This is a genomic window from Brachyspira pilosicoli (assembly GCF_008016535.1).
GTDB classification, from domain to species: Bacteria; Spirochaetota; Brachyspiria; order Brachyspirales; family Brachyspiraceae; genus Brachyspira; species Brachyspira pilosicoli_A.
Genome location: NZ_SAXY01000035.1, coordinates 1 through 25,585, shown reverse-complemented (window position 1 = coordinate 25,585; position 25,585 = coordinate 1). Strand labels below are relative to the sequence as shown.

Below are 25,585 nucleotides of genomic sequence, written 5' to 3'. Positions count from 1 at the left end.
GATTAATTAATATTAATTAAAATAAAAAAAATAAAAATAAAAGGATGAAAATATGAGTATACAAAAATATATTTCAAAACTCGATAGCCTTGAATTTGGAAAAATGTATAAAAATGACTTTTTCCTTACTTGGGACAAAACTTTTGATGAATTACAAGCTGTTTGGACTGTTGCTGATGCTTTAAGATTTTTAAGAGAAAGCAATGTATCTACTAAAGTATTTGATTCTGGTTTAGGTATTTCTTTATTCAGAGATAACTCTACAAGGACTCGTTTTTCTTTCGCTTCTGCTTGTAACCTTTTAGGTTTAGAAGTACAAGACTTAGACGAAGGTAAAAGCCAAATAGCTCACGGTGAAACAGTTAGAGAAACAGCTAATATGGTATCTTTTATGGCTGATGTTATAGGTATCAGAGATGATATGTATATTGGTAAAGGTCATGAATATATGAAAGAAGTTTCTGAGTCTGTAAGACAAGGTTACAATGACGGTATATTAGAGCAAATCCCTACTTTAGTAAACTTACAATGTGACAGAGACCATCCAACTCAAATGATGGCTGACTCTTTACACTTTATCCACGAATTAGGCGGATTAGAAAACTTAAGAGGTAAAAAAGTTGCTATGACTTGGGCTTATTCACCTTCTTACGGTAAACCTCTTTCTGTACCGCAAGGTGCTGCTGGTTTATTCACAAGATTAGGTATGGATGTTGCTTTAGCTTATCCAAAAGGTTATGAACTTATGCCTGAAGTTGAAGCTATTGCTAAGAAAAATGCTGAAGCTGCTGGTGTTAAATTAACTATTACTAACAACATGGACGAAGCTTTCGAAAATGCTGATGTTGTTTATCCTAAATCTTGGGCTCCTTTTGCTGCTATGCAGGAGAGAACAGACCTTTATGGTAAAGGCGACACTGACGGAATAAAAGCTCTTGAAAAGAGATTATTAGAGCAAAATGCTAAACATAAAGATTGGTGCTGTACTGAAGAAAAAATGAAGAAAACTAAAGACGGAAAAGCATTATACTTACACTGCTTACCTGCTGACATTAATGATGTTAGCTGTAAAGAAGGTGAGGTTGCTGCTTCTGTATTTGACAGATATAGAGTACCTCTTTACAAACAAGCTAGCTACAAACCATATGTTATAGCTGCTATGATTTTCTTAGCTAAATTTAGAGATCCTCAAACTGTATTAAGCAAATTAGTTTCTGATGGAAAACCAAGAGTATTTGGCTGCTAATAATTAAAAAATATAATGGTAAGTGTCTATAAATAATAGTGCTTACCATTTTATATCTTTAATATTGTGAAAATAAGAACTTTTTTATAATATTAAAATTAAATTAATTTTGTTTTTAGGATATAAAAATGGAAAAGAAAAAAAGAATAGTTATTGCTTTAGGCGGAAATGCTTTAGGAGATACTCTTGCAGAGCAAATGCAAGCTGTAAAAATAACTGCTAAAAACATAGTAGATTTAGTAGAAAGCGGATGCGAAGTAATAGTAGCTCATGGTAATGGCCCTCAAGTTGGTTTCATAAACAATGCTATGAATGAATATACTAATAATCATAATACAGGAAACCCTATACCTTTATCAGTATGTGTTGCTATGAGTCAGGCTTATATTGGTTATGACTTACAAAATGCTATTATGGAAGAATTCTCTAATAGAAATATTACTGTTCCTCCAATAGCTACATTAGTTACACAGGTAGTAGTTGATGAAAATGACCCTGCTTTTAAAAACCCTACTAAGCCTATAGGTCGGTTTATGACAAAAGAAGAGGGTGAGGCTAAGGCTAAAGAATTAGGCTGGACAGTAAAAGAGGATGCGGGCAGAGGATATAGAAGAGTTGTTGCTTCTCCTAAACCTGTTGCAATTGCAGAAAGCACTGCTATTAAAGCTATGCTTAATGAAAAGGCTTTAGTAATTTGCTGCGGCGGCGGCGGAATACCTGTAATAAGAATAGGTAATCACTTAAAGGGTATGCCTGCTGTTATAGATAAAGATTTTGCTTCTGCTGTACTTGCTAAAGAACTTGATGCTGATATGCTTATAATTTTAACTGCTGTTGAAAAAGTAGCTATTAACTTTGGTAAGCCTGATGTTAAATGGCTTGATTCTATGACTGTTGAAGAAGCTAAAAAACATTGCGATGACGGACAATTTGCTCCGGGCTCTATGCTTCCTAAAGTACAGGCTTGTATGCAGTTTGCTGAGGCTACTGGAAAAGAAGCTATGATTACTTTACTTGAAAAAGCTAAAGACGCTATTAATGGAAAAACTGGTACTAAAGTAGTGAAATAAAAAAATATATTTACTATAATAATAAGTATATATAAATTAAAGAGGAGGATCATGATTTATGGAAGGAAATAAATCTAATTCAGAGTTAGTTTATCAACTTGAAGGCCGTCCAAGTATAGCTGTTGCACTTCCTTTAGGGATGCAGCATGTAATGGCAATGTTCACTTCAAATTTGGCTCCTATATTAATTATTGCAGGAGTATGCGGTTTATCAGGAGCTGATACGGTTGTTATGGTTCAATGTGCGATGTTTGTATCAGGGCTTACAACTTTTATTCAGCTTTATCCTATAAAACTTGGAAAGAACAGACAAATTGGGGCTAATCTTCCTATAGTAATGGGTACATCTTTTGCTTTTGTACCAACTGCTCAAAGTGTCGCTGCTATGGGCGGTATAGGAATGGTATTAGGCGGTGCTATGGTAGGAAGTTTAACAGAAGTTATAATGGGTTTTTTCTATAAATATATACGTAAGTTCTTTCCGCCTTTGGTTGTTGGATGTACACTTGTAACTATAGGTGTAAGTTTGCTTAATGTTGGAGTTGGTTATTTTGCTGGCGGGGTTGGATCTCCTGATTATGGTTCTCCTAAAAATTTAGCGATGGGTTTTTTATCTTTATTTGTTATTATTATACTTCAGAAATTTGGTAAAGGTATTATCAAAAATTCTGCTATTTTAATAGGTCTTGTTGTAGGATATATAGTTTCTGCTTTCTTAGGAATGGTTAATACTCAGCCTATATCTGAGGCATCTTGGTTTAGAGTTCCTCTTCCTATGCATTTCAAAATTGAATTTTCTTTGCCTGCTATAATAAGCTTTGCTGTTCTTTATATAACTTCAGGTCTTGAAACTATAGGAAATACTTCTGGTATTACAATAGCGGGATTTGACAGAGAAGCTACCGAAAAAGAAACTTCTGGTGCTATATTAGCAGATGCTTTAGGTTCTACAACTGCAGCATTTTTTAACTGTCTTCCAAATACTGCTTTTGGACAGAATGCAGGAATAGTATCTATGACTAAAGTTGTTAATAAATTCTGTATAGCAACAGGTGCTTTCGTTTTAATGTTATGCGGTTTCTTTCCTAAATTGGGTGCTATATTCTCAGCTATACCTAGCTCTGTATTAGGCGGTTCTATAATAACGGTATTTGCTATGATTTTAATTAATGGAATCAAGATGATAGCTAAAGCTGGTTTCAGTGAACGCAATATTATAGTAATGGGTATTACTTTTGCTTTAGGACTTGGAATAGCAAATCATCAGGATGCAATAGTAAGTCTTCCTAGTTATGTGAAATTTATATTCCATGACACTGTTTCAGCAACTTGTATTATATCTATTTTAGCAAATCTTATATTCCCCGCTGATAAAGAGAGTAAGCCAGAGGATTATAATGCATAATTAGTATGCAAGTTTTTAAAAGGATATATAAATGGAAACTTTTATTAAAGAATTAAAAAACTCTGTTCCTAGGGTAGATGCCTTAGACAAAATAACAGGGAAAACTAAATATTTGAGTGATATAGACTTTGGAAAAGATATTCTATATGCAAAAATAGTTTATTCTACCAAAGCCAGAGCTAAAATATTAAAAATAAATATACCAGAACTTCCTGAAGGTTATTTTACTGTTGATTATAAAGATGTTCCTGGTAAAAATATGACTACTATGGTAGTAGCTGATTGGCCGCCATTTGCAGAAGATACTGTAAGATATATTGGAGAGACGATACTTCTTATTGTAGGACCTGATAAAAATATAGTATATGATATAGCTGAAAAAGTAAAAATAGAATATCAAGATTTAGAGTCTGTATTGAATATTGAAGATTCCAAGAAACTGCTTGGAGGTGCAATATACGGCGATAACAACATATTTATTTCATTCAATGCTGGATATGGTGATGTAGATGAAGCTTTCAAAAAAGCAAAGACTGTAATAGAAGAAACTTATTATACACCATATCAAGAACATTTATATATGGAAGTTAATGGTGCTGTAGGTGTATGGGAAAATAATAAGGTATCAATTTATTCATCTACACAATGTCCATATTATGTACGCAAAGCAACAGCTCCTGTACTTGGGGTTGAAGATGACAATTTAAGAATAGTTGCTCCTCCTATAGGCGGCGGTTTTGGGGGTAAAGAGCATTATCCGGATGTATTATCTGCGGTTGTGGCAGTTGCTACACATAAAGCTAAAAAAACTGTAAAACTTATATTAGACAGACAATTTGATATGGCTTATAGTGTAAAAAGACAGCCTGCTCAAATAACTACTAAAGTTGCACTTGATGAAAACAATAATATTATTGCACTTGATGTAGTATCAGATATGGATGCTGGTGCCTATGAAGCTAGTTCAAGAGTTATAATGCAAAGATGTACATATACTGCTGCTAACGTATATAATTTCCCTAATGTGAGAGTATTAGGAAGATTATATGTTACTAATAATGTACCTAGCTGTGCTTTCAGGGGATTTGGGGCTCCTCAAGCAATATTTGCCATAGAAAGAACTATGGATAACATTGCCAAAAAAATAAATGTTGATCCTATAGAACTTAAAAAGAAATATTTCGTTAAACAAAATGACCCAACAATAACGGGCGGAATATTTCACGATAATATAATACTTCCTAAAATGCTTGATTTAGCTTTAAAAGAATCTGATTACGAGAGAAAATCTAAAGAATATAAAAACACTATGTATAAAGGAATAGGAATATCTTGTTTCTTGCATGGATGTGCTTTTACTGGAAGCGGTGAAAGAGATATTATTAAAGCTAAATTAAAATTAAGAAAAAAAGGCAAAAAAGTAACTATACTAACTTCAAACACAGAAATAGGTCAGGGTCTTCATACTACATTTAGAAAAATAGCTTCATACAATTTAAATATTCCATTAGAAGATATTGATATAGCTGAATATGATACTGACATTGTTCCAAATACTGGTCCTACTGTAGCTTCACGTTCTGTGATGATAGTAGGATATTTAATACAAGAGGCTTCTAAAAAATTAAAAGAAAGATGGAACGAGTCTTATGAAATAGAAATAACAGAAGACTATAAACACCCTACACATTTAGTAGATTGGGATACTAATACTTTAAGGGGAGATGCTTATCCTAGCTATGGACTTGGAATAAATGTTGTTGAAGTAGAGATAGATAAATATACATTAGAAGTAAAGATTGTAGGAGTATGGGCGGTATTTGACTGCGGATATCCTATAGATGAAAAGATAGTTGAGGGACAGATAAAAGGAGGAGTTGCTCAGGCACTTGGCTGGGGAGCTTTAGAGAAGATAGTAAATAAAGACGGAAGATTCCTTCAAGTAAAGATGTCTGATTATATGATACCTACTTCTTTGGATTTGCCTGAAATAAAAACTTATATAATGTGCGAGCCTTATCAATATGGACCATTGGGGGCTAAGGGAGTAGGGGAGATAACTTTTGACGGTGCTGCTAGTGCTTATGCTTCTGCTATGGAGAATGCTTTGAAATATCATTTTACAAGCATACCTATATTACCAGAAAATATTGCGGAGGTGTTGTAATATGGCTATAAGTTTTACTGTTAATAATAAAAAAATTAATACAGAGTTAAATCCGCTTACTAGATTAATAGATTTTTTGAGAGATGAATTAAAACTCACAGGCACTAAAGAAGGCTGCGGAGAGGGCGAATGCGGAGCTTGTGCTGTTTTGATGAATGGTAAAGTTGTTAATTCTTGTTTAATTCCTATAGCTTTATGCGAGGGAAAAGAAATTCTAACTATAGAAGGTTATACAGAAACAGAGAAAGGAAAAATTGTAACAAAGGCTTTTATTGATGAGGGTGCTGTGCAATGCGGTTTTTGTACTCCTGGAATGGTGATGTCAACAGAGGCTATTTTGAATGATACAAAAGGGCATCCTACTGAAGAAGAGGTTAGAAGAGGGCTTTCTGGAAACTTATGCAGATGCACTGGCTATGACCATATAGTTAATGCTGTATTAAGAGCTTCTGAAATGGCTTCAAAGGAGGGTAAAAAATTATGGTAAGTACTTTGAAAGCTAAAAATATTAATGAGGCATTGGAATTAAAGCTAAAATATAATGCAATAATTTTTGCAGGCGGCACAGATTTAATGGTTGAGCATCTTAGAGGAAGCAATTTAATAGCTAAATTTGAAAGGCCTCTGTTATTTATAAATGAAGTAAATGAATTAAAAGGCATAAAGGAATATGAAAATAATATTATTATAGGGGCATTAACTACATTTGATGAAATAATTAAATCGCCTTTAATTCCTCAAGTGTTAAAGGACAGTGCTTTGGGTATAGCAGGTCCTCCTATAAGAAATATTGCTACTATTGGAGGAAATATTTGCAATGCCTCTCCTTCTGCTGATAGCTTACCTTCGCTTTATGCAATGGATTCAGTGCTAATATTAAAAAGTAAAGATTCTAAAAGAGAAGTTAAAATAAAAGACTTTATCAGTGGTGTAAGTAAAACTACAATAAAAGATGATGAAATACTTACTCATATAATTATACCTAAAAAAAATTATGAGTATTCTTTTTATAAAAAAATAGGCACAAGAAAAGCAAACGCATTATCTAAACTTGCTATATGTGCCTTAGTTTGTAAAGAAAATGATAAGTATAGATTTAAAATAAGTTTCTGTACTTTAGGAATTACAGTTACAAGAGACGAATCTATAGAAGAGAAATTTATAACATCAGATATTGATGATTGGAAAAATAACATTAATTCTATACAAGAAGCATATTCTGTTATTATGAAGCCAAGGGATAGTGCGAGGTCAACAGCTTTGTATAGAAAAAAATGTGCTTTAAATTTAATAAAATATTTTATAGAAGATATCTGTAAAAAATAGTTTATTAATTTAAATAAAATAATTTATAAAAAATGGAGAGAAATATGAGTATGAATGAAAAAACTCAAGATGCTTTGTTTCAGTATGAAGCTGTTCCAAAGATGACTCAAGCTTTCCCGCTGGCTATTCAGCACGTAGTTGCTATGATTGTTGGTTGTGTTACTCCTGCTCTTATAGTATCATCTGCAGCTGGTCTTAAAAGCGGAAGTCCTGAGCAAATATTGTTAGTTCAATCTTCATTAGTATTTGCTGCTATTTCTACAATAATTATGGTTTTTCCTATACCTATAACTAAAAACTATCATATAGGTGCTAGACTTCCTATGATTATTGGAGTTAGTTTCGCTTATGTATCTACTATGCAATCTATTGCTAGAGGTCCTGAAGGTGCTGGTCTTGGTGTTAGAGGGCTTGCAATTATCTTTGGTGCTCAAGTAGTGGGCGGTATTGTAGCTATAATATTTGGCTTTGCTGTTGAAAAAATTAGAAAATTATTTCCGCCTCTAATCGCTGGTACAGTAGTATTTACAGTTGGTCTTTCATTATATCCTACTGCTGTCAGATATATGGCTGGCGGAAGTACTTTATATAGTATAAACGGTGAAGTTGTTCCTTTTGGTTCTTGGCAGTATTGGACTGTTGCTTTTATCACTCTTATTGCTGTTATTTTCTTCAATCAATTTACCAAAGGATTTTTAAAGTTAGCTTCTATACTTATGGGATTAATTATTGGTTATATAGCAGCATTTTTCTTTGGTATGATTAATTTTACAAGTGTTATTAATGCTGGTATTTTCCAAGCTCCTAAACTTATACCTTTTGGAATAGAGTTTGACCCTTCTGCTGCTATTGCTATAGCACTTTTATTTGCTGTTAACTCTGTTCAAGCAATAGGAGACTTTTCTGCTACTACTTCAGGGGGTATGGGAAGAATGCCTACTGATAAAGAATTAAAATGCGGTATCACTGCTTATGGTATTACTAATATATTATCATCTGTATTTGGTTGTTTGCCGACTGCTACTTACAGCCAAAACGTTGGTATTGTTGCTACTACTAAAGTTGTTAATAGAATAGTATTTTTAATTGCTGCTATTATAATATTAGTTGCTGGTTTATTCCCTAAATTCTCAGCTTTACTTACTACTATACCTTCTTGTGTATTAGGTGGTGCTACTATAATGGTATTTGCTTCTATTGCTATGACTGGTATTAAATTGGTATTTACTGAAAATATGGGTCATAGAAATACTTTAATAGTAGGTCTTGCTGTTGCTTTAGGTATGGGTACTGTTCAAGTTGGAGGAGCTTTAGATACTTTCCCTGCTTGGGCTAAAACTGTATTTGGAAGCAGCCCTGTTGTTATAGCTACTTGTGTTGCTATAATACTTAATGTTATTCTTCCTAAAGAAGAAAAAAAATAATTATATAATTTTAGACAATGGGATTTTAAAGCCCATTGTCTTTTATTTTAAATCTTCTCTTTTATCTACATCTATTAATTTCATTTCATCTATTGTATATAAAAAAGTGTCATTGATATTTTTTTTTATAATTTTTGATGCTCCTTCATCATCTTCTAGTTTTAGAATATCATCAATATATTTAGAAGAAAAAATTGCAGGGTTAGAAACTCTTTTTTTTGTAAACATAGCTCCTATATTTTTTTGGCTAAAGCAAAAATACTTTATCATATTAAATATATCATCGCTTCCTAAAAAAGGCATGTCGCATACAAAAAAAGAAAAATTATCACAGCTATCTTTTATTGCTTCTTTTAATCCAATTTTTATTGATGAGCTTATTCCAGCATTATGATTGTTATTATAGATAGCAGAATAATATTTATTTTCAAACTCTTTATTTATTATTTCATCATATATGCTTACAACAATTATAGATGTTTCTAAGTTTTTTAACTTTTTATCTTTTTTTAATAGTTTTATTACATCAGATATTTTATTAATTGTGTTTTCAAATAATGTTTTATTATTAAGAGAATTAAATTTATGAAGTAATTTGTTGCCGTTAAAACGTTTGCTATTTCCAGAAGCAAGAATTATAAATGCAGTTTTTTTATAATTAATATTTTTGTTTTGTGTAAAATCATTTAAATATAATTGAATATCGCTGCATTTATTTTTAAGCTTATCTATATAATATTTGTTTGCAATAAATTTAATAGTTTCTATATCTACAATTTTATTTTTATCTATTTCTTCGCATAAATTATATCTAAAACAAACTTCGCTAAATTTTCTATTTAAAGCATGAAGCCCCATCACTACAACTATTTTAGAAATTTTGCCTAATAATATATTTGGTATAACAGGCTCGTTTTCATTAGGTATTTTTATAGGATAATGTTTTGCTCCATCAGCTTCTATTAATATAATATCAGCGTATTTAATAGCATTATTTAATTCTTCATCTCCAGCATACATTAGCTTTTTTTCATCATATTCTTTCCCAAGCACTATTATATTTTTATTGTCAAATGAATGAGAATTAATATTATCAGTATATTCATTAGGTTTATAAATTTTGGTTGTAGTAGTTATAATTACTTTTTTGTCTTTATAACTTTTTGATAAGTTTTCTATATATGTAGTCTTTCCGCCAGCACCGCATACTAATATTATTTCAGGCATATTACTCTTTTTTTATTTTCCTTCTATTTTCAAATATTGCTCTTTTTAATATTAACTCTGCTGCTATACTTACAGCTATCTCTTCTGTTGACTCTGCCCCTATTGGCAAGCCTATTGGAGCATGAACTTTATCAATCATTTCATATGTATATTTTTCTTCTTCTTTTAATTTGCTGTGAAGTGTTGTAATTTTTTTATTGCTTCCTATCATTCCAATATAGTAGGCTTTTGTTTTTAGAGCATTTTTTTCTACTATATAATCATAGCTATGTCCTCTAGTTACTATAATTATATAATCTTTTTCTGTGATATTTATTTTATTAAATACATTCTCATAATCATCTACTATTATTTTGTATGCATTATAAAATCTCTCTTTATTTGCAAACTCTTCTCTGTCATCAATTACAATACAATTAAATGATAACTTATTAAGTATATCAACTAAATCTAATGAAACATGCCCAGCTCCAAATATATATACATTGCTATTTTTTTTATTTTCTTCCTTTAATAGATTTTCTATAATTTCTTTGTTGTTTTTGGTTATATATTTAAAATCAATTTCTACATTTCCTCCGCAAAGCATACCAACTCCGCCGGATTCTTCGTTTGTGAGAGAATAATTTTTTTTGTAATCTGATTTTTTTTCTATCAGTGCGAAAGCATCATTTAAAACTTTAAACTCTAATATTCCGCCCCCTATGGTAGAGAGAGTTTTTTTATTATTGTTTTCATCAATATATGCAATCATCATAGCATCAGAAGTTCTAGGAGATGAACCGCTAGATTTTATTATATTTATTAGTATTATTTCTCTATTTAGTTCTAATAATTTAATAGCTTCATTTAAAGTATTTTTTAGTGTCATATTATATTATCTCTTTTGTTTAAATATTTTTTCATTATATATGTAAACAATAAAAAAGTCGACCGCAAAAATTACGGCCGACTTAATATGCTTTTTAAGTGATTTTAATCTTATTTCATAGATTCAACTATAGCATCAACTAAACCATCAATCTCACCAATATTAGCATCTTTCATAGAAGAAGAAACAGATACTTGAGGATCAAGGATTTCGCATTGTTTTAAGTTGTTTTCAATGAACTCTTGCATCAAAGCACCAGATTTAGGAGCCCAAGAACCATTTTCTATGATAGCGAACTTACGTTTTTGAACATTAAGAGCTCTCATATCATCTAAATAGTTATGCATAGGAGGATAAATATTCAAGTTATAAGTAACAGAAGCAAGTATAACATGGCTATATTTAAAAGTTTCAGAAATCAAATAAGAAACATGAGTACTTGAAACATCATACATAACAGTGTTAGTAAGACCTTTTTCAGCTAATTTAGAAGCAACAACACCAGCCATAGCTTCAGTATTACCGTACATAGAAGCATAAACGATTAATACACCTTTAGTTTCAGGCTCATAAGTACTCCATTTATTATATTTTTCAAGAATGTAGCCTAAATCTTTTCTCCATACAGGACCATGCAAAGGACAAAGCATTTTAATTTTGTCTATTATACCGCCAGCTTTTTTAAGCAAATGCTGTACATGAGGGCCATATTTACCAACGATGTTAGTATAATATCTTCTAGCTTCATCAAGCCATTCTCTGTCGAAGTTAACTTCATCAGCAAATAGTCTTCCATCTATAGCAATGAAAGTACCGAAAGCATCAGCAGAGAATAAAACACCATTAGTGCTGTCAAAACTAACCATAGCTTCAGGCCAGTGAACCATTTGAGCGGCAATGAAGTGAATTTCATGCTTACCAAATTTTCTAGAATCACCTTCTTTTACCTGTATTTTTTTGTCATCAGTAATAGTGAAACCAAATTGATCCATAAACATGAATGCTTTTTCAGTAGAAATAACTCGAGTTTCAGGGTGACGAATTAATACTTCTTCAATAGAAGCAGCATGGTCAGGTTCCATATGGTTAATTATCATATAATCAAGTTTTTTACCGTTTAAAACATAATCTATATTATCTAAGAATTGTCTGCAAACTGCCCAATCAACAGTATCAAAAAGAACAGTTTTTTCATCTAATAAAAGATAAGAGTTATAAGAAACCCCTCTAGTTAAAGGGTGAACATTTTCAAATAGAGCCAAACGATGTTCATTAGCTCCCACCCAATATAAATCTTCAGTAACTTTTCTAACGCAATGCATTAAATTTCCTCCTTTGTTAGTTTATCAAAATTAAGCATTTTACTTAATTATATTATTTACGCCTTAATGAAGTTAGCTTTTTCTTCACTACATTCAGGACATACCCACTCTTCTGGAAGAGCAGTAAAGTCTGTACCTGGAGCTATTTCAGCTTCTGGATCTCCAACGAATGGATTATACTCATAACCACAACCAGAACAAACATATATTTTTGGTAATTCCATAACTTTTTTAGGTACGATTCTTTTAATTTTTTTGTAAGGTACTTCAGCAGGTTTTTTAGCAGCATCTCCGCCTAAAGCAGCAGTAAGTAAAGGAAGTATTTCAGTAACATCACCAACAATACCATAATCAGCATTTTTGAATATTTTAGCAGAAGCTTTCATATTGATAGCTACTATGATAGAAGCGTTTTTAATACCTTTCAAATGTTGGTTAGCACCAGAAATACCGCAAGCAATATATAAGTTACCATTGAATTTTTGACCAGACATACCAACATATCTATTGATAGGTAAGTATCTCAATTCTTCAGCAACAGGGCGAGAACAACCAATAGCAGCACCAGCAGCTTTAGCTAAATTCTCAACAAGTTTCATATTTTCTTTACTTCCAATACCTTTACCAGCAGAAACAACTCTTTCAGCATCAACTATAGGCGTATTAATGTCAATACCAACAGAGAAGTCGATTCCATCTTTTTGTAAAGCAGCAACAAGAGCATTAACTTTATCTTGAGCAGAACCTTCTTTGAATATGATATTTCTTCTTTCACCAGTGATAGGACCTTTTTTAGCCATAGGGCCAACAGCAACAGCAACAGGAGATTTAGGCATTTTACCTAGTATAGAAGCAGAAATAACAACTCTTTGAATTTCGTTAGTACCTTCATAAATTGTACAAATCTTAGCATCGCGGTAAGCTCTCTCAACCATGTAAGCACCTTTAATATAACCGTTACCACCATGTATTTGAAGAGCATCATTAACAACTTCCAAACCTATATCAGAAGCATACTGTTTAGCCATAGCAGCTTCCATACCATAAGGTTCATGTTTTTCTTTAAGATAAGCAGCACTATATATAAGAAGTCTTGCAGCACGTAATTTAGTAGCCATATCAGAAAGTTTGAAAGCAATAGCTTGTTGCTGAGCTATAGGACGACCAAACTGTATTCTGTCTTTAGCATATTCTAAAGCAGCTTCATAAGCTCCTTGTGCTATACCTAAAGCTTGAGCAGCAATACCAATACGTCCGCCATCAAGAGTTTGCATAGCAATTTTAAAACCTTGTCCTTCTTTACCAAGTAAGTTTTCTTTAGGAACTTTAACATCAGAGAAAAGCAATTGAGCAGTAGCAGATGAACGTATACCAAGTTTGTTATAATGTTCACCAAACTCAAAACCTTCCCAACCTTTTTCTACTATGAAAGCACTAATACCTTTAGTACCAATACCAGGAGTAGTAACAGCAAATACTACATAAGTATCAGCTTTAGGAGCATTAGTGATGAATATTTTTTCACCGTTTAATATGTAGTGGTCACCATTTAATACAGCAGTAGTTTCTGTACCGCCTGCATCAGAACCAGCTTCAGGCTCAGTTAAACCGAAAGCACCTATTTTTTCTCCTTTAGCTAGAGGAGTTAAATATTTTTTCTTTTGCTCTTCAGTACCAAAAGCAGCTATAGGATAAGAACCTAAAGAAGTATGAGCAGATAAAATTACACCAACACCGCCATCAACTCTTGAAAGTTCTTCTACTGCTATTGCATAACTAATAACATCTAGTCCAGCACCGCCGTATTCTTTACCATATGGTATACCCATAATATCCAATTTCTTTTTACCCATTTCTTTTACAGCTTCATCTGGGAATTTATTATCAAGGTCAAGCTCTACAGCTATAGGTTTTACTACTTCTTCAGCCCAAGCTCTGACCTTAGCACGAAACTCTTCGTGTTGTTCAGTTGTTTTAAACATTTGCTTCTCCTTTTTTTATTAATTTGTTTTATTATGAATTAAGATAATTTTATTATTTATTGCTGTTTCTCCAGATATTGCATTCTTGAGCTTTTTTAATTAAATCTTCTCTAAAGTCTGGATGAGCTATAGAGATTAAAGCTTCAGCTCTTTGCCAAGTAGTTAAACCTTTTAAGTTTACTTTACCATATTCTGTAACAACATAATGAGTGTTGGCCCTTGTATCTGTTATAATAGTACCATTAGTAAAGCTAGGAACTATTCTTGATTGTAATTCACCATCCTTACCTTTTACAGCTGATGATAAACAAATGAAGCTTTTACCGCCTTTTGAAAGATAAGCACCCAATACAAAGTCTAATTGTCCGCCAGCACCGCTTATATGTTTGAATCCTGTTGATTCAGCACTTACTTGACCAAATAAATCCACTTCAACAGCATTGTTTATAGACATAAAGTTATCTATAGAAGATATTACTCTCACATCGTTAGTATAATCTACAGGAGCAGACAAACATTGAGGATTATTATGAATAAAATCATATAACTTTTTAGTACCAGCACCGAATGCATAAGTTTGTCTTCCTTTATCTATATTCTTTTTACTTCCAGTGATTTTACCAGCTAATGATATATCAACAAAAGCATCAACATACATCTCTGTATGTACACCTAAGTCTTTTAAATCAGATTCTGCTATTAATGAACCTACCGCATTAGGCATACCGCCAATACCTAACTGTATACAAGCACCATTAGGTATTTCTTCTACTATAAGTTTTGCTACAGTTTTATCTACCTCTGTAGTAGCACCGCCTCCGCCTAATTCTACTATAGGAGGATTATCTCCCTCTACTATCATATCAACTTGATTAATATGTATAGATTCTCCTCCAATATAACTAGCACCTAAACAGCGAGGCATATTTTCATTTACTTCAACTATAACACATTTACATCTCTCTATCATAGCCTGCATATGTGAAGCATTAGGGCCATAACTGAAATAACCATTCTCATCCATAGGGCCAACTTGAAACATTGCTACATCTATACCGCGAGGCAAATCTCTGTAATATCTAGGCATTTCAGAATAACGAATAGGATCATAAAAACAAAATCCTCTTGATATTGCTTTTCTTTCTATACCAGACATATGCCAAGAGTTCCAAGTAAAATGTTTTTCTGGATTAAGAATTTTAAATATTTGAGGCTCCCAGCATAATATACCTCCTCTAATATTAATATCTGTTAAATCAGGCATTCTTTCTGCTAATGCTTTATCTAATTCTATTGGAGTGGCTATTACCCAACCATAGTCTATCCAATCACCAGATTTTACAACCTTAACAGCTTCATATGGAGAGGTTAACTTCTCATTATAAAGTTTACTATAATCCATAAGATCTCCCACTAAAATGATTTTTTGATATACTATAGTATAGTAAAATAAATTTTAATTGTCAATCAAAATTTAAAAGATATTATTTTTAAATTTATTTATCTATAATATTATGCATTATTATGTTAATTTTATATTTTTTTATTTCACAAAAAATACATTTTTATTTTTTATTTTTAGCTTTTATTTGTTTTTTACTTGACTTACACACATTTATTTACATAATTATTATATAATAGATAAAAGTACTATGGGGGGTATATTATGATAGTAAAAAAGGTATATGCTGTATATTATAGTGCTACAGGTACTACTCAAAAAATAGCTTCTTTTATAGGAGAAAATGTCGCTAAAAAACTTAATGTTGAGTTTGAAAAATATAATTATAGTTTACCTAAAAGAAGAGAGAAAGTACTTGAGTTTAAAGAAAATGATTTAGTAGTATGTGGAAGTCCTACCTATGCAGGAAGAGTGCCGAATATAATGCTTCCTTATTTAAAAAATAATATTAAGGGAAATGGTGCTTTGGCTATACCTATTGTGCTTTTTGGTAATAGAAACTTTGATGATGCTTTAATTGAGCTTAGAAATATATTGGAGTGTAATGGCTTTCATACTATAGCGGGGGCTGGATTTGTTGGGGAGCATGCTTTTTCTTACACTTTAGGAGCTAATAGACCTGATGAAAAAGATATGCAGATTGCTTTAGATTTTGTAGAAAAAATAGTAGAGAAAATAAGAACTGTAGAGAATATACCTGCAGAACCTATTAAGGTGAGAGGGAATGAACCTATTCGTCCTTATTACACTCCAAGAGATAGGCACGAACATGCTATTGACATATTAAAAGTAAAACCTAAAGTTAATTTATCAAAATGTACCGATTGTAAAATATGTGCTCATGTTTGTCCTATGGGTTCTATTGATTTTAATGATGTAAGCAAATATGTTAGTATATGTACAAAATGTGGTGCTTGTATAAAAAAATGCCCGGAAAAATGCAGATATTATGATGATGAGGGATATTTATACCATCAGCATGAATTAGAAGAACAGTTTGAAAGAAGAGCTGAACCTGAAATTTTTTATATGTGATTTTTATAACTTATCATTTTATATAAACATATATTTTAATGATAAGTTATAATTTTATTAACCTCTTAATATAATAATTTCCAACATCAGAAAAATTGCAAGTTTGTGAAGTAATAGACCAAGAAACTCTTAATTCATTATCAGCATAAACCATATCACTTATATTTTCCGGAATTAATATTTCATTTGCATTTGCAATATTTAATAATTTGTTTGCAAGTATCATAGGTTCACCTACACATACTACTTCATCAAATAAAACTTCAGTATCTGATACCTGACAAAAGCATAAATTTCCCATAGCAATAGATATATTTGCATAATATTTATTTGCTTTTAATGTTGTTATTAATTCTTTGGCACAGCTATATGCGTCTTTTAATATATCGCTGTAAGTTGTATTTCTAAATTTAAAATTATCTGAAAATACTGCTACTATATATTGAGCTGATATTTGATCAACTTTTCCGCCATATTTATTGCTTATTATAGGCAATGATTTACTATAAAAGTTTTTTAAATATGAATTAATAGTTTTTTGTTTTAATGTGTTTATAGCTCCATATAGATTGCATAGTTTTAATGATAATACCACAGAAGAAGCATTTGTATTTTTTATATAATTTTCTCCTTCATTTATGCTAAAAAATACTTTTTTGTCTGTAAAATTTGATAGATATTCTTCGTATTGTGCTTTTCCTATTATCATAAAACTTATCCCAAATGAACTATTATTTAATTATATTTTAATAATATATAATATAAATAATAATATTTTATATGTCAATAATAAAATACAAATTTTATACTATTTTATTATATTATAATAATATTATATCACATTATGTTAATATTATTTTTTAATCATATTGACATAATGTGTAGTTTAAAAAATATATTATTTATATAAATTTTATAATGACTTATAATGATATTTGTAGTAAATAATTGTACAATAAAATTTATTTATGTTATTGAATTAATAGGAAAAATATACTATACTAAAAATAGCATATTATAAAAAATTCAAAATATATAAGATGTGAATAAATTATTTTTGGGGAGATTTTTATTATGGCTAAAAAAGTAGTAATAGCTAGTGCTTGCCGTACAGCTATAGGAAGTATGGGAGGCTCATTAAGTACTGTTCCTGCTGCAGAGTTAGGAGCTGTAGTTATTAAAGAAGCTTTAAAAAGAGCTAAAGTAGAACCTAATCAAGTTGATATGGTTTATATGGGCTGTGTAATACAGGCTTCTCAAGGACAAAACGTTGCTCGTCAAAGTTCTATTAAAGCAGGTTTGCCAGTTGAAGTTCCTGCTATGACTCTTAATGTTGTTTGCGGTTCTGGACTTGATGCTGTTAATATCGCTGCTAATATGATACTTGCAGGCAATGCTGATATAGTTGTTGCAGGCGGTACTGAAAATATGTCATTAGCACCTTATGCTCTTAAAAAAGCTCGTTATGGTTACAGACTTGGTCATGATACAATATTAGATACTATGGTTCATGATGCTTTAACTGATGCTTTCCACAACTATCATATGGGTATTACAGCAGAAAATGTTTGTGATGACTGGAAACTTACTCGCGAAGAATTAGATGAGTTTGCTGCTAAATCTCAGCAGAAAGCTGTTCAAGCTCAAGAGTTAGGTAATTTTACAAGAGAGATTGTGCCTGTTACAATAAAAACTAAAAAAGGCGATATAGTATTTGATAAAGACGAAGGTCCTAGAGCTAGTATAACAGTTGAAAGTTTAGCTAAATTAAAACCTGCTTTCAAACCAGATGGTGGTAGAGTTACTGCTGGTAATTCTTCTAGCATTAATGATGGGGCTGCTGCAGTTGTTGTAATGAGCGAAGATAAGGCTAAAGATTTAGGAATTAAGCCTATGGCTACTTGGATTACTGGTGCTTTAGGCGGTGTTGAACCTAGAATTATGGGTATAGGACCTGTTGCTGCTACTAAAAAAGTAATGGCTCGTACTGGTTTAACTATTAAAGATTTCGATATTATCGAATCTAATGAAGCTTTTGCTGCTCAATCTATTGCTGTAGGAAGAGAGCTTGGAATAGATGTTGATAAACAGCTTAACCCTAATGGAGGAGCTATAGCTTTAGGCCACCCAGTAGGTGCTTCAGGATGCAGAATACTTGTTACTTTGCTTCATGAAATGGATGCTAAAGGTGCTAAGAGAGGACTTGCTACTTTGTGTATCGGTGGTGGTATGGGTTGTGCTACCATTGTAGAAATGTAATAATTTTGCTTTGCAGGTTTAGAGAAAGTTTTCTAAACCTGTTTTAGTTATTACAATATAATAATAAATTTAAGGAGAGATTAATGGATTTTATAAAGTATGAAGAGAAGGGTATGATTGCTGTTATAACTATTAACAGAGAAAAAGCTCTTAATGCTCTTAACTCTCAAGTTTTAGATGAGCTTGATAAAACTTTAGATGCTGTTGATGTAAATAATATAAGATGTTTAATATTAACAGGTGCTGGAGAGAAATCTTTTGTAGCTGGTGCTGATATATCTGAAATGAGTAAGGCAAGCAAAACAGAAGGCGAGGCTTTCGGTAAGAAGGGTAATGATGTATTTAGAAAGATAGAAACTTTCCCTATACCTGTTATTGCTGCTGTTAATGGTTTTGCTTTGGGCGGCGGATGTGAGATAGCTATGAGCTGTGATATACGCATTTGTTCTGATAATGCTTTATTTGGTCAGCCTGAAGTGGGACTTGGTATCACTCCTGGTTTCGGCGGTACTCAAAGACTTCCTAGATTGGTAGGTGCTGGTATGGCTAAACAACTTATATATTCTGCTAAAAATATTAAAGCAGATGAGGCTTATAGGATTGGTTTAGTTAATGCTGTTTATCCTCAAGCTGAACTTATGGCTCAAGCTGAAAAACTAGCTCAAACTATTGCTAACAATGCTCCTATTGCTGTTCGTAATTGTAAAAGAGCTATTAATAGAGGGCTTGATGTTGATATGGATACTGCTATTGTTGTTGAAGAGAAGTTATTTGGTGATTGTTTTGAAAGCGAGGATCAGAGAGAGGGTATGGCTGCTTTCTTAGAAAAAAGAAAAGTTGAAAAATTTGTTAATAAATAATATATTTTTTAAAATTATAAAATTTTTTATAAAAAAGGAGAAATTAAAATGAAAGTTGGTGTTATTGGTGCTGGAGCTATGGGTTCTGGTATTGCCCAAGCCTTTGCTCAAACTGAAGGTTATGAAGTTTGTTTATGTGATATTAAAGAGGAATTTGCTGCTAATGGTAAAGCAAAAATTGCTAAAAGTTTTGAGGGAAGAATTGCTAAGGGTAAAATGGAAAAAGCTGATGCTGATAAGATTTTATCTAAAATCTCTACTGGTTTAAAAGAAATTTGTAAAGATTGTGATTTAATTATTGAAGCTGCTTTTGAAAATATGGAAGTTAAAAAAACTACTTTCAAAGAATTACATGAAATTTGTAAACCTGATTGTATTTTCTCTTCTAATACTTCTTCTCTTTCTATTACTGAAATAGGTTCTGGTATTGGAAGACCTATTGTTGGTATGCACTTCTTCAACCCTGCTCCTGTTATGAAATTAGTTGAGGTTATTTCTGGTATTAATACTCCTAGAGAAGTTGTTGAAAAAATTATTAAAATAGCTCAAGAAATAGGAAAAACACCTGTTGAAGTTAATGAAACAGCTGGTTTTGTTGTTAACCGCATACTTATTCCTATGATTAATGAAGCTATAGATTTATATTCTATGGGAGTTGCTTCTGTTGAAGGTATAGATAATGCTATGAAACTTGGAGCTAATCATCCTATGGGTCCTTTGGCTTTAGGTGATTTAATTGGTCTTGATATTGTACTTGCTATTATGGAAGTACTTCAAAGAGAAACTGGTGACCCTAAATATAGACCTAGTGCTTTACTTAGAAAAATGGTTCGCGGTGGTTTACTCGGACAAAAAACTGGTAGAGGTTTTTACAACTATTCTAAATAATTAATATATAGTTTGTTTGTTTGCGAAGGGATTAATTTTAATCTCTTCGCCTTTTTTTTATTTGTAATAATTTTAAATATAGTATACTATTTTTATATTATAAAATAAGGACATGTAATTATGAAATATAATGAAATAAATAATGAAAGTATAGAAAAATTAATGGATATTTTTTATGCTAAAATTAGAGTGCATAAAGAATTGGGAGCTATATTTAATGAGCATGTTGGAATTGATGATGATTCTTGGGAAAGACATAAAGAAAAAATTGCTAAGTTTTGGAAAACTATGCTTTTAAATGAAAAACTTTATATGGGAAACCCTGTGCAGCCGCATATTAATCTTATGCCTTTTGATATAAAATTATTTGATACTTGGCTTGATTTATTTAAGGGGTGTCTTGATGATGTATTTGAAGAAGAGGCTTCTAATCATTATTATGAGGTAGCATGTAATATTGCTAAAAATTTTAAGGCTGTGTTATTTAATCAATAATTTTTGTTTTTAAATAAATAATTTTAAAATATTATGTTAATATGTTATAATATCTTTAAGTTTATTACAGGATATTTTATGCGTATTATTCTACTTATATTTTTTATAATGTTTAATCTTCTTTATTCTCAGGATTATAATGAAGAAGAGCAAAATCCACCTATAGATATTCCTATAATTAAGGCTATTGCTGAAGATGATGTTAATAGTTTAAAAAATATTATTAATAATGGAGAGAATTTAGAGATTAGAGATGAGCAGGGTAATACTCCTTTAATATGGGCGTCACTTTATGGAAATGTTGATATAGTAAGAGTGCTTATTGATGCTAATGTAAATATAAATAATACTAATAATTTTGGAAATACTGCTTTGATGGGTGCTGTACTTGAGGGGCATTATTCTATAATTAAACTTTTAATTGATAATAAAGCAGATATTAATATAAAAAATAATGATGGCTGGTCTGCTTTGATGTGGTCTTCTGTGAGGGGAGATATCAATATTTTTAATTTGCTTATAGAATATGGGGCTGATATAAATGTTGCCGATATAAACGGAAATACGCCTTTGATGATAGCTTCTGATTCTGCTTATATAGATATTGTTGATAGGCTTATAAAATTAAAAGTTGATGTTAATAAGGCAAACAATATTGGAGATAATGCTTTACTTATGGCTTCTATATCGGGGAATGTTGATATTGTGAGAAAATTAATTGCGGCAGGAGCTAATGTTCATTTTAAAGGGGCTAATGGGGTTAGTGCTATAATTTATGCTTCTAGATTTGGAAGATTAGACATAGTAAAAGAACTTATAAAAAATAAAAGTAATGTAAATATTGCTGCTTCTGATGGTACTACTCCTTTAATTGCTGCTTCTATAGATGGTTATACTGAGATAATAAAAGAGTTATTAAAAAATAAGGCTGATGTTAATAAAACTAATGACTTAGGATATAATGCTTTAATTATAGCTTCTATAGAAAATCATATTGATATAGTAAAAGAGCTTATAGTATATAAAGCTAATATTAATGATGTTACAGAAGAGGGATATACTGCTTTGATAGGTGCTGCTACTGCAGGAAATTTTGATATTGTGAAGATATTAGTTGATGCTGGAGCGGACATTAATTACAAGTCAAAGTCAGGGGACAGTGCTTCAAGCATTGCTAAGAAGAAGGGGAATTTAGAAATATTTGATTTTTTAAATAGCATTTCCAAAAAATAATTAAAAAAACTTTACTTTTTATTAGTTTTTAGTAAAAAATATTTACTTTTACTTGACATTTAATTTACAATTTGCTATAATAAATAATGTCCTTCATTGATATACATAATTAAAAAAAGGAGATTATTTATGAGAAAGCTATTTCTATTAATTTTTTCATTATTTTTAATTGGGTCATATAGTATTTTTGCTGCAGATTTAGGAATTGGCATAGTAGTTCCTCTTGGGGCTTCTATATCACAAAGTTTAATCACTCATAAGGCAGGAGTAGACACTAAAGATGGTGCTTTAAGTACGGCTGCTGGTTTTGAATGGGGGGTTGGTATTACTCCTGGTTTTTATAAGGATTTTGATGATTATATGGGCTTTTCTTTGGCATTAGATTTGGCTTATCATAGAGATGTTTTTGCATACAAAGAAAGTGTTGCTGCTGGAAATAATTCTTATTCTACTGTTAATACTTCTTATAATTTTGATACTATATCTATTGGTCTTCTTCCAAAGCTTAATATAGCAAGATTTTTTATAGGGCTTGGTGGAGGAGTTAAGATTCCTATTGCTTCAAGTGAAACTACTAAAAAATATGACGAACAAACTCAGCAATTAGTAGATGCTAATAATAAATATAATTTTAATAACACAAAAAACAAGTTTGATATGTTTGTGATACCTTATATAAAACTTACTGTTGATTATTTATTTTTCTTTAATAAAGAAGCTGCATTCGGACTTGGAATATATGCAGGATATGATTTTGGTCCTTCATTTAAGGCTGATGATAGATTTAGCAAAAAGTCTTTGGGTGCTTTTGATATAGGGGCACAAATAAGTCTTTATTTTGTAGATAATTAATCCCCTTTATATAAAATTTTTATAAAAAATAATTTAATGTTTCAAGGTGTGTGCAATAAAAATGCATGCACCTTTTTTTATTGACATCTATTAATTTTTTTAGAGCTATTTAAAATTACTTTATAGTTTCATAATCTCTAATGTAATTTTATTTTTGACAAAATATAGTTGTTTATGTATATTATAAATAGTTGTATTATAGAAGAAAAAATATTTTAGGTTATTCATAATGGCTTCAAGTGAGAATAAAAAAAATAATAATAAACAAATTGATATAAAAAATAATGATATAAGATATATAATTGAAAAATATAGCTCTGACATATATGATGATTATTATATTCTTCATTCTCTAAAAAATATAGTAAAAAAAATTAATACACTAAAAGAAAAAAATAATAATATAAAAGTATTATTAGTATCAATAAATTCAGGAAAGCATAAACAATTAAAAAGAGGAAAGTATAGATATATAGAAATAGAGTTTTATGAAGATTTAAGTTATAAAGAAATATATCCTGATGATAAAATGGTTCATGATTGTACAGATGATATTTATTTATTTTTAGAACTATATAATAATTTGAAGTCTTATGAACAATTTAGCCATACTTATATATATGAAATGATTAATAAAATAATAAGCCCTTATAAATTAATATATAAAAATAATGAAGAAAGAAATTATAAAGATATTATAGAAGATATAAAAAATAATTATTTTGAGCTTATCATCAAAGAGAGAGAAATTGATAGATTGAAGAAAGTTATGCAGGAGTATTTTGATGATAATAATAAAAAAATTACTAATTCTATTCTTCCTTCATATAGATTAAATAATAAATATAAGAAAGATAAGAAAAAAGATACGAGATACTATACATTAGAAAGTGTAATAGTTTTAGATGAAATATTAAGAATATATAAAAGCATAAAAAGCACAGATTTTGTATTTATTAGAAATATAAGCTATTTAGATGACACTGAAGAGATAGCAAAAGAGATATTTAATTTTGATAAAATACTAAGTCCAAATATGTATACTATTGAAGCTGTAAAATATGTAAAAGAAATTTGTTTAAGTATTAGCAATGATAAAGAAAGACAAAAAGAAATAAATAAAATTAATATAAAAAATATATTTAATATATTTGAAACTATACAAATGAAAGATTTAGAGAATACTATATTTTATTTGTATGATACAATACTTAGTCTGATAAAAGATATAAGAGATAATAAAAACTATAATAATATAATAGAAGAAAATGAAGAATTACAAAAAGGCATTTTATATTATGACAGTGTTTTTTATTATTTAAGATATTTTATAGGGTATTTATTTACTGATAAACAAATTATAAATGAAGAAGAATATATAAACATAATAGAGCTTTACATTTATAAATATAATACACTTAGAAATCATAATATTTATAGGTTTTACAAATTTTATTTAAATAATGAAACGGCAAAAAAATATAATATAAAAGATTATGGTACTATTAACTATAATATTTACTATTATCGAGATGAAGAAAAAATAATTAAAAGATATTCAATATATGATTATAAGGAAATATATATTTATTATTATAAGTTTATATTGATGAGTATTGCATACAATATTGTAGGCTATCATAGAGATGAAAAATATTATATAAAAACTAGAATAAAAATAAAAGAAGAGAGAGAAAAAAATACAGGTAAAATGACATTTAATTTGGAAATTATATATAAAGAAGAATTTAAAAAAATAAAAAATGATATTAATAAGTTTAATAGAATGCTTAATAATTTATATTTTTTTAATATTATTGATTATGAAGAGTATAAGAAATATGATTGTTATAAACTTTCAGAATTAATAAATTATATTTGCGGTTTAATTGAAGATGAAGAGAAATTTATAAGTATAGAAAAAAATATAAAAAAACTTGAAGGCTATAAATTAATAAAAAAAGAAATTACAAAAATAAAAAGCACTGTTTCTGAGTTTGAAAAAGTTATTGAATATTTGCATAATATTATTAACAATTTCAATTCATCTAAAGACATAAGAATAATAAATTTATTAAATTTTATTTTCTATCAAATTAAAGATAAATTTGATGATGCAGAAAAAAATATAAAACAATTTAAAGTATACAAATTAATAAAAAAAGAGATAGAACTAAATAATAAAAAATTAGAATATATTCGCAATTCAGATAATAGACTTGTTTCAAAAGTACTTGACAAATCAATTTATAGTTTCAAAGAAGTAAGAATTATGTTAATATATTCGTAAAAAAGGATTTTATAAAAATGATTGATTGTCAAAGTGTGATTGGCTTAAAAAAACATATTTATTTCTTTTAGAAGAATTAAGAAAAGTATATAAAGGTTTTAATAATGGCAGACCAAGAAAACTTTCTTTGGAAACTATGCTTTTTATCACTTTTATATATTTTAAACAATA

General features: G+C 30.0%; 21 protein-coding genes. 15 read left to right on the top strand and 6 right to left on the bottom strand.

What is annotated here, in order from left to right; all coding sequences use genetic code 11:
* Positions 1–52 precede the first annotated feature (52 nt).
* From ygeW to EPJ72_RS05510, 7 genes are all read left to right on the top strand, one after another.
* Positions 53–1,246: a knotted carbamoyltransferase YgeW gene (gene ygeW / locus EPJ72_RS05540; RefSeq protein WP_147731217.1), complete on the top strand. Its 1,194-nt coding sequence runs from the start codon at positions 53–55 to the stop codon at positions 1,244–1,246.
* Between the two features lie 128 nt (positions 1,247–1,374).
* Positions 1,375–2,316 (top strand): carbamate kinase, encoded by a 942-nt coding sequence (gene arcC / locus EPJ72_RS05535; RefSeq protein ID WP_147731216.1) that lies wholly within the window; start codon positions 1,375–1,377, stop codon positions 2,314–2,316.
* A gap of 58 nt (positions 2,317–2,374) precedes the next feature.
* The gene (locus tag EPJ72_RS05530) at positions 2,375–3,721 is read left to right on the top strand and encodes a uracil-xanthine permease family protein (protein ID WP_147731215.1); all 1,347 of its coding nucleotides are present in this window, start codon (positions 2,375–2,377) and stop codon (positions 3,719–3,721) included.
* 31 nt (positions 3,722–3,752) lie between these two features.
* Positions 3,753–5,888 carry a xanthine dehydrogenase family protein molybdopterin-binding subunit gene (locus EPJ72_RS05525; RefSeq protein ID WP_147731214.1) on the top strand — a complete coding sequence of 712 codons (2,136 nt, stop codon included), beginning with the start codon at positions 3,753–3,755 and terminating at the stop codon, positions 5,886–5,888.
* Between the two features lies 1 nt (position 5,889).
* A complete protein-coding gene (locus EPJ72_RS05520) occupies positions 5,890–6,375 on the top strand; it encodes a (2Fe-2S)-binding protein (RefSeq protein ID WP_147731213.1) in 486 nt (161 codons plus the stop codon).
* A complete protein-coding gene (locus EPJ72_RS05515; RefSeq protein ID WP_147731212.1) occupies positions 6,369–7,214 on the top strand; it encodes an FAD binding domain-containing protein in 846 nt (281 codons plus the stop codon). Before EPJ72_RS05520 ends, EPJ72_RS05515 begins: the two co-directional genes overlap by 7 nt.
* A 44-nt stretch (positions 7,215–7,258) precedes the next feature.
* Entirely contained in the window at positions 7,259–8,638 is a 1,380-nt protein-coding gene (locus EPJ72_RS05510) for a uracil-xanthine permease family protein (RefSeq protein WP_147731211.1), read from the top strand.
* 42 nt (positions 8,639–8,680) lie between these two features.
* On the opposite strand, the gene yqeC is transcribed toward EPJ72_RS05510, so the two are convergent.
* The 5 genes from yqeC to EPJ72_RS05485 all read right to left on the bottom strand — a co-directional run bounded on the left by yqeC (position 8,681) and on the right by EPJ72_RS05485 (position 15,442).
* Positions 8,681–9,865: a selenium cofactor biosynthesis protein YqeC gene (gene yqeC, locus EPJ72_RS05505; RefSeq protein WP_147731210.1), complete on the bottom strand. Its 1,185-nt coding sequence runs from the start codon at positions 9,863–9,865 to the stop codon at positions 8,681–8,683.
* A 1-nt stretch (position 9,866) separates the two neighbouring features.
* Positions 9,867–10,736: an XdhC family protein gene (locus EPJ72_RS05500; RefSeq protein WP_147731209.1), complete on the bottom strand. Its 870-nt coding sequence runs from the start codon at positions 10,734–10,736 to the stop codon at positions 9,867–9,869.
* Between the two features lie 110 nt (positions 10,737–10,846).
* Complete coding sequence (locus tag EPJ72_RS05495) at positions 10,847–12,058, bottom strand: FprA family A-type flavoprotein (protein WP_147731208.1); 1,212 nt, start codon at positions 12,056–12,058, stop codon at positions 10,847–10,849.
* 56 nt (positions 12,059–12,114) lie between these two features.
* Positions 12,115–14,040, bottom strand: a complete 1,926-nt coding sequence (locus EPJ72_RS13395; protein WP_147731207.1) for an acyl-CoA dehydrogenase family protein — start codon at positions 14,038–14,040, stop codon at positions 12,115–12,117.
* 52 nt (positions 14,041–14,092) lie between these two features.
* A complete protein-coding gene (locus EPJ72_RS05485) occupies positions 14,093–15,442 on the bottom strand; it encodes a butyryl-CoA:acetate CoA-transferase (protein WP_147731206.1) in 1,350 nt (449 codons plus the stop codon).
* Positions 15,443–15,706: 264 nt separating this feature from the next.
* Here EPJ72_RS05485 and EPJ72_RS05480 point away from each other — a divergent pair, with 264 nt between their 5' ends.
* Entirely contained in the window at positions 15,707–16,537 is an 831-nt protein-coding gene (locus tag EPJ72_RS05480; RefSeq protein ID WP_147731205.1) for an EFR1 family ferrodoxin, read from the top strand.
* A gap of 46 nt (positions 16,538–16,583) precedes the next feature.
* Here the strand turns inward: EPJ72_RS05480 and EPJ72_RS05475 are convergent, their stop codons facing one another.
* On the bottom strand, positions 16,584–17,246 hold the full coding sequence (locus EPJ72_RS05475) for a hypothetical protein (RefSeq protein ID WP_147731204.1): 663 nt from the start codon (positions 17,244–17,246) through the stop codon (positions 16,584–16,586).
* Between the two features lie 365 nt (positions 17,247–17,611).
* On the opposite strand from EPJ72_RS05475, the gene EPJ72_RS05470 reads away from it, so the two are divergent.
* From EPJ72_RS05470 to EPJ72_RS05440, 7 genes are all read left to right on the top strand, one after another.
* Entirely contained in the window at positions 17,612–18,796 is a 1,185-nt protein-coding gene (locus EPJ72_RS05470; RefSeq protein ID WP_147731203.1) for an acetyl-CoA C-acetyltransferase, read from the top strand.
* Positions 18,797–18,879: 83 nt separating this feature from the next.
* Positions 18,880–19,656: an enoyl-CoA hydratase-related protein gene (locus EPJ72_RS05465; protein WP_147731202.1), complete on the top strand. Its 777-nt coding sequence runs from the start codon at positions 18,880–18,882 to the stop codon at positions 19,654–19,656.
* A gap of 48 nt (positions 19,657–19,704) precedes the next feature.
* Positions 19,705–20,544 (top strand): 3-hydroxyacyl-CoA dehydrogenase family protein, encoded by an 840-nt coding sequence (locus EPJ72_RS05460; protein ID WP_147731201.1) that lies wholly within the window; start codon positions 19,705–19,707, stop codon positions 20,542–20,544.
* A 120-nt stretch (positions 20,545–20,664) separates the two neighbouring features.
* On the top strand, positions 20,665–21,039 hold the full coding sequence (locus tag EPJ72_RS05455) for a group III truncated hemoglobin (protein ID WP_147731200.1): 375 nt from the start codon (positions 20,665–20,667) through the stop codon (positions 21,037–21,039).
* 78 nt (positions 21,040–21,117) lie between these two features.
* Positions 21,118–22,272: an ankyrin repeat domain-containing protein gene (locus tag EPJ72_RS05450; protein WP_147731199.1), complete on the top strand. Its 1,155-nt coding sequence runs from the start codon at positions 21,118–21,120 to the stop codon at positions 22,270–22,272.
* Positions 22,273–22,401: 129 nt separating this feature from the next.
* Positions 22,402–23,124, top strand: coding sequence for an outer membrane beta-barrel protein (locus EPJ72_RS05445; protein WP_147731198.1), 723 nt, complete (start codon positions 22,402–22,404; stop codon positions 23,122–23,124).
* A 229-nt stretch (positions 23,125–23,353) separates the two neighbouring features.
* On the top strand, positions 23,354–25,414 hold the full coding sequence (locus EPJ72_RS05440; RefSeq protein ID WP_147731197.1) for a hypothetical protein: 2,061 nt from the start codon (positions 23,354–23,356) through the stop codon (positions 25,412–25,414).
* Positions 25,415–25,585: the final 171 nt, after the last annotated feature.